Origin of the sequence: Pseudomonas sp. MF6394, assembly GCF_002018845.1 — a bacterium.
In the GTDB taxonomy this organism is placed as follows: Bacteria; Pseudomonadota; Gammaproteobacteria; order Pseudomonadales; family Pseudomonadaceae; genus Aquipseudomonas; species Aquipseudomonas lactis.
On sequence record NZ_MVOJ01000051.1, the window covers coordinates 20,588 to 27,146 of the forward strand.

Sequence of the window (6,559 nt, forward strand, 5' to 3'; positions counted from 1 at the left end):
TGAACGTAAGTATATTGCGTAGCAAGCTACTTATCCACTCACGGCTTGTTTTTTACCCTTCCACACTTCTTGTGCGCACTCTGCGCGCCTGACCCGAGGATCTTCATGCAACTTAAGCCAGCTGTTACCGCTCTGGTCACTGCCGTCGCCCTGGCATCGCTGCTCAGCGGATGTAAAAAGGAAGAAGCGGCACCGCCCGCTCAAACCCCTCAGGTCGGCGTGGTCACCATTCAACCGCAAGCCTATACCCTGACCACCGAGCTGCCTGGCCGCACCACGGCCTTCCGCATTGCGGAAGTTCGGCCGCAGGTCAACGGCATCATTCTCAAGCGCCTGTTCAAGGAAGGCGCCGACGTGAAGGAAGGGCAACAGCTCTACCAGATCGACCCGTCGGTGTATGAAGCCACCCTGAAAAGCGCACAAGCCAGCCTGTCCCAGACCAAGTCCATCAGCGACCGCTACAAGCAGTTGGTCGATGAACAGGCCGTCAGCCGTCAGGAATACGACACTGCCGTCGCCAACCGCATGACCGCCGAAGCAAACGTTCAAACCGCCCAGATCAACGTGCGCTACACCAAAGTGTTTGCACCGATCTCCGGGCGCATTGGTCGTTCTTCGGTGACCGAAGGCGCACTGGTCAGCAATGGCCAGGCCGATGCCATGGCCGTGATTCAGCAACTGGACCCGATCTACGTCGACGTCACGCAGTCCTCGGCTGAAATGCTGAAACTGCGCCGCGACCTGGAAAGCGGCCAGCTGGAGAAGGCCGGCGAAAACGCCGCCAAGGTCAAGCTGACCCTGGAAGATGGCACGGCCTACGCCCAGGACGGCAAGCTCGAGTTCTCCGAAGTGTCGGTCGACCAGACCACCGGTTCCGTGACCCTGCGTGCCGTGTTCCCCAACCCTGACCACGTGCTGCTGCCGGGCATGTTCGTGCACGCCCAACTGCTGGCCGGTGTGAACAGCAAGGCCATCCTGGCGCCGCAGCAAGGCGTGACCCGCGACCTGCGCGGCATTCCAACGGCGCTGATCGTGAACAAGGACAACAAGGTCGAGCAACGCGAACTGGTTGCCAACCGTACCGCCGGTGCCTACTGGCTGGTGGAAAAAGGCCTCAATGCCGGTGATCGCGTCATCACCGAAGGCTTGCAGTACGTCAAGCCAGGCGCCGAGGTGAAGGTCACGGAAGCCTCCAACGCCAAACCCGCCGGTACCGCTGCAGCGCCTGCTGCCGCTGCTGGTCAAGGGGAGTAATCCATGTCGAAATTTTTTATCGACCGTCCCATTTTCGCCTGGGTAATTGCCCTGGTGATCATGCTGGTCGGGGCACTCTCGATCCTGAAGTTGCCCATCAACCAATACCCGGCCATTGCGCCAACGGCCATTGATATCCAGGTGACCTACCCAGGCGCGTCCGCACAAACCGTGCAGGACACCGTGGTGCAGGTCATCGAGCAACAGCTCAACGGTATCGACAACCTGCGTTATGTCTCCTCGGACAGTAACTCCGACGGCAGCATGACCATCACCGTGACGTTCAACCAGGGTACCAACCCGGATATCGCCCAGGTTCAGGTACAAAACAAGCTGAACCTGGCCACCCCACTGCTGCCCCAAGAAGTGCAGCAACAGGGTATCCGCGTGACCAAGTCGGTGAAGAACTTCCTGATGGTGATCGGTCTGGTGTCGGAAGACGGCAGCATGACCAAGGACGACCTCTCCAACTACATCGTGTCCAACATCCAGGACCCGATCTCCCGTACCGCGGGGGTGGGTGACTTCCAGGTGTTCGGTTCGCAGTACGCCATGCGTATCTGGCTCGACCCGGCCAAGCTGAACAACTACCAGCTCACGCCAGTGGACGTCAGCAATGCCATCAAGGCTCAGAACGTGCAGGTGGCCACCGGCCAATTGGGCGGCCTGCCTGCCCTGCCTGGCACCCAGCTGAACGCCACGATCATCGGCAAGACGCGTCTGCAAAGCACCGAAGAATTCGCCAAGATCCTGATGAAGGTGAACACCGACGGCTCCCAGGTTCGCCTGGGTGACGTCGCGCGTATCGAACTGGGCGGCCAGAACTACAGCATCAGTGCACAGTTCAACGGCAAGCCGGCTTCAGGTATGGCGATCAAGCTGGCGGCCGGTGCCAACGCACTGGACACCGGCAAGGCCATCCGCGAAACAGTCAAGTCCCTGGAGCCGTTCTTCCCGCCTGGCATGAAGGCGGTGGTGCCCTATGACACCACCCCGGTCGTGACCGAATCGATCTCCGGTGTGGTTCACACCCTGGTCGAAGCGATCGTGCTGGTGTTCCTGGTGATGTTCCTGTTCCTGCAGAACTTCCGTGCCACCATCATCACCACCATGACCGTACCGGTGGTATTGCTGGGTACCTTCGGGATCCTGGCGGCGTGCGGCTTCACCATCAACACCCTGACCATGTTCGGCATGATCCTGGCCATCGGCTTGCTCGTGGACGATGCCATCGTTGTGGTGGAAAACGTCGAACGGGTAATGGCCGAGGAACACCTGTCGCCCAAGGAAGCAACGATCAAGTCCATGGGCCAGATCCAGGGCGCCCTGGTGGGTATTGCCCTGGTACTCTCGGCGGTACTGCTGCCGATGGCGTTCTTCGGTGGTTCCACCGGTGTGATCTACCGGCAGTTCTCCATCACCATTGTTTCGGCGATGGCGTTGTCGGTACTGGTTGCCCTGATCTTCACCCCGGCGTTGTGCGCCACCATGCTCAAGCCGATTGATCCGGAAAAACACGGCCAACCCAAGCGCGGCTTCTTCGGCTGGTTCAACCGCACCTTCGACCGTGGCGTACTCAAGTACGAGCGCGGCGTGGGCGGCATGATCAAGCACAAGATCCCTGCGTTCCTGGTGTATGCGCTGATCCTGGTCGGCATGATCTGGATGTTCACCCGTATTCCAAGCGCGTTCCTGCCTGAGGAAGACCAGGGTGTGATCTTCGCCCAGGTGCAGACACCGGTTGGTGCTTCGGCTGAGCGCACGCAAAAAGTCGTCGACGACATGCGCGCCTTCCTGCTGAACGACAAGGAAGGCGAGCCAGGCGAAGGCAAGGCGGTGAAGTCGGTGTTTACCGTGAACGGCTTCAACTTTGCTGGCCGTGGCCAGAGCTCGGGTCTCGCGTTCGTGATGCTCAAACCGTGGGATGAGCGTGACTCGACCCAATCGGTGTTCGAAGTGGCCAAGCGTGCCCAGGGTTACTTCTTCGGGGCCTTCAAGGACGCCATGGTATTTGCCATCGTGCCACCTTCGGTACTGGAGCTGGGTAACGCCACCGGTTTTGACGTGTTCCTGCAAGACCAGGGTGGCGTCGGCCACGACAAGCTGATGGCTGCACGTAACCAGTTCCTGGGCGCGGCAGCACAGAGCAAGGTGCTGGCCGGCGTACGTCCTAACGGCGTGAACGACGAGCCGCAGTACGAGCTGACCGTTGACGACGAGAAGGCCAGTGCCCAGGGCATCAGCCTCGCGGATATCCAGCAGACCCTGGCCATTGCCTTGGGTGGTAGCTACATCAACGACTTCATCGACCGTGGTCGCGTGAAGAAGGTGTATGTACAAGGTGACGCCGCCAGCCGCATGTCGCCCGAAGACCTGGACAAATGGTACGTGCGCAGCAACGACGGGAAAATGGTGCCGCTGTCGGCCATCTCGTCGGGCCAGTGGATCTACGGTTCGCCCAAGCTTTCGCGATACAACGGTGTAGCGGCGATGGAAATCCTCGGTACCCCGGCACCGGGCTACAGTACCGGTGATGCGATGGCCGAAGTCGAACGCATCGCCAAAGAACTGCCCGCCGGTGTCGGTTACGCCTGGACAGGCCTGTCGTACGAAGAACGCCTTTCCGGTTCCCAGGCGCCAGCACTGTACGCACTTTCGCTGCTGGTCGTGTTCTTGTGCCTGGCGGCGCTGTACGAAAGCTGGTCGATCCCGATCGCGGTGATTCTGGTTGTACCTCTGGGTGTGATCGGTGCACTGATCGCCACCAGCATGCGCGGCTTGTCCAACGACGTGTTCTTCCAGGTGGGCCTGTTGGTGACGGTGGGCCTGGCGGCGAAAAACGCCATCCTCATCGTGGAATTCGCCAAGGAACTGCACGAGCAAGGCAAAGGCATCGTCGAGGCGGCTATCGAAGCATCCCGCATGCGTCTGCGCCCGATCATCATGACCTCGTTGGCGTTCATGCTCGGCGTATTGCCGCTGGCAATCTCCACCGGCGCCGGTTCAGGCAGCCAGCACGCAATCGGTACCGGCGTTATCGGCGGTATGATCACGGCCACTGTGCTGGCGATCTTCTGGGTGCCACTGTTCTACGCAACCGTGTCCGCCGCTGGCGAACGCAAAAAGAAAGACACTACTGAAACTCCTAAAGAGGCTGGCCAATGAGCAAGTCGCTACTTTCCCTAGCCGTCACCGCATTCGTGCTCAGTGGCTGCTCGCTGATACCTGACTATCAGCGTCCCGAAGCGCCGGTGGCCGCGCAGTTCCCGCAGGGGCCGGCGTATTCGTCGGCCCAGGCGCCGAGCCAGGCCGCTGCCGAGCAAGGTTGGAAGCAGTTTTTCCATGACCCTGCCCTGCAGCAATTGATCCAGACTGCGTTGGTGAACAACCGTGACCTGCGTGTCGCGGCGCTGAACATCGACGCCTATGCAGCGCAATACCAGATCCAGCGTGCCGACCTGTTCCCGGCGGTATCGGCCACCGGTAACGGCAGCCGTTCGCGTACCCCGGCCAAGCTGTCGCAGACCGGCGAATCGACCATCGCCAGCCAGTACTCGGCGGGCCTTGGCATCAGTTCGTATGAGCTGGACCTGTTCGGCCGCGTTCGCAGCCTCAGTGAAGAAGCGCTGCAAAAGTACTTCGCCACTGAAGAAGCGCGCCGCAGCACCCAAATCAGCCTGGTGGCCAGCGTGGCGAATGCCTACCTGACCTGGCAGGCCGACAAGGAGCTGCTCAAGCTGACCCAGGACACCCTGGCCGCGTTCGAGCAAAGCTACAAGCTCACCTCGCGCAGCAATGAAGTCGGCGTGGCCTCGGCCCTCGACCTCAGCCAGGCACGCACCTCGGTGGAAAACGCCCGTGTGCAACTGGCGCGTTACACCCGCCAGGTGGCCCAGGACGAAAATAGCCTGACCCTGCTGCTGGGCACCGGCCTGCCGGCCAATATCGCCAGTAAGCCGCTGTCCGATGACCTGCTCAGCGAAGTGCCGGCCGGGTTGCCATCAGACCTGCTGCAACGTCGTCCCGACATCGTGCAGGCCGAGTACAACCTCAAGGCGGCCAACGCCAATATCGGCGCGGCCCGTGCGGCGTTCTTCCCGAGCATCAGCCTGACCGCCAGCGCCGGCACCGCCAGCCCTACCCTGGGCGGCCTGTTCAAAGGCGGTTCGGGGACCTGGGCGTTTGCCCCGCAGATCAACATCCCGATCTTCAACGCCGGTAGCCTGCGCGCAAGCCTGGACTACTCGAAGATCCAGAAAGAGATCAACGTGGCCAACTACGAGAAGGCCATCCAGACCGGCTTCCAGGAAGTCTCCGACGGCCTCGCCGCGCGTGCGACCTACAAGCAGCAACTGGATGCCCAGCGCGGCTTCGTCGAGGCTAACCAGGATTACTACCGCCTGGCCGAGCGTCGCTACCGCATTGGTGTCGACAGCAACCTGACCTTCCTCGATGCCCAGCGCCAACTGTTCAGTGCCCAGCAATCGCTGATCACCGACCGCCTGGCGCAGCTCACCAGCGAGGTCAACCTGTACAAGGCCCTCGGCGGTGGCTGGAACGAGCAGACCGCGAAGAACGAGCCGTTGAAAGAACAAGCACCGCCGTTGAAGTTGTTCTGATAGCGCAGGTGTGAAAAAACCGCTTCCCTTACCGGAAGCGGTTTTTTTATGTCATGCCGTTTTAATCATTATCAAAATAAGTTCATGTATGGATCTCAAGCTTAGAGCATCTGACCTCCATGTCCTTGCCATCATCCGTCGTCCAACCGAATGAAAAACTGGCATGGATCGAGGTCTCGCCAGACCCATCGCTGGAAATGCTTTTGACGCTCAAATTGCCCCAATACTCTTGCGGGGAATACTCGACATCGCTTTCAAGCCCAAACGTGGCACGGATAAGGCCTTCTCCAGGCCCGATAATGTAAGTCATATTCTCCTTCAGCTTGAACGCACGCTCTTTTCCATCACCGTCTGCCTCAAGGGTCAGTTCGTTTTTCGAGCCAGGGTTGCCTTCGATTCCCAACCGAATTCGCAAATGGTGACCCTCGATGTAGCTCAACTCAAAACTATCGAATTGAATTGGCACCGTCCTGATCAATTCCGCCCTGAACGTATTTGAGGACGTTAAAAACTCACCCCTATCTGATCCAAAGCTCATGAAATTCACTCCCTGATCACGTAAAAAAGATACTGTCAGCCTTTTCGAAAATAGGCGTATGAAATCAGAAGATCTACTGTTAACCCTGACAGTAGACAGCTAACCCTGCGCGCCGGAAGCTGACGAGTCGGGCGCCTCACAATTACGT

At 59.6% G+C, this 6,559-nt stretch carries 4 protein-coding genes; 3 read left to right on the forward strand and 1 reads right to left on the reverse strand.

Features of this window, described 5'->3' with window-relative positions; genetic code table 11:
• Positions 1–105 precede the first annotated feature (105 nt).
• The 3 genes from MF6394_RS31305 to adeC are packed head-to-tail and all read left to right on the forward strand — an operon-like array spanning position 106 to position 5,873.
• Positions 106–1,254 (forward strand): efflux RND transporter periplasmic adaptor subunit, encoded by a 1,149-nt coding sequence (locus MF6394_RS31305; protein ID WP_034134944.1) that lies wholly within the window; start codon positions 106–108, stop codon positions 1,252–1,254.
• A 3-nt stretch (positions 1,255–1,257) separates the two neighbouring features.
• The gene (locus MF6394_RS31310; protein ID WP_003189340.1) at positions 1,258–4,419 is read left to right on the forward strand and encodes an efflux RND transporter permease subunit; all 3,162 of its coding nucleotides are present in this window, start codon (positions 1,258–1,260) and stop codon (positions 4,417–4,419) included.
• Positions 4,416–5,873 carry an AdeC/AdeK/OprM family multidrug efflux complex outer membrane factor gene (gene adeC / locus MF6394_RS31315; RefSeq protein WP_003189337.1) on the forward strand — a complete coding sequence of 486 codons (1,458 nt, stop codon included), beginning with the start codon at positions 4,416–4,418 and terminating at the stop codon, positions 5,871–5,873. The genes MF6394_RS31310 and adeC overlap by 4 nt, the downstream gene beginning before the upstream one ends.
• An 82-nt stretch (positions 5,874–5,955) precedes the next feature.
• On the opposite strand, the gene MF6394_RS31320 is transcribed toward adeC, so the two are convergent.
• Complete coding sequence (locus tag MF6394_RS31320) at positions 5,956–6,411, reverse strand: hypothetical protein (protein WP_078468212.1); 456 nt, start codon at positions 6,409–6,411, stop codon at positions 5,956–5,958.
• Positions 6,412–6,559: the final 148 nt, after the last annotated feature.

What these genes read in the sequence shown, in the direction of transcription:
- MF6394_RS31305 (WP_034134944.1), top strand. Translation starts at nt 106, where the DNA reads ATGCAACTTAAGCCAGCTGTTACCGCTCTGGTCACTGCCGTCGCCCTG.
- MF6394_RS31310 (WP_003189340.1), top strand. Translation starts at nt 1,258, where the DNA reads ATGTCGAAATTTTTTATCGACCGTCCCATTTTCGCCTGGGTAATTGCC.
- adeC (WP_003189337.1), top strand. Translation starts at nt 4,416, where the DNA reads ATGAGCAAGTCGCTACTTTCCCTAGCCGTCACCGCATTCGTGCTCAGT.
- MF6394_RS31320 (WP_078468212.1), bottom strand. Translation starts at nt 6,411, where the DNA reads ATGAGCTTTGGATCAGATAGGGGTGAGTTTTTAACGTCCTCAAATACG.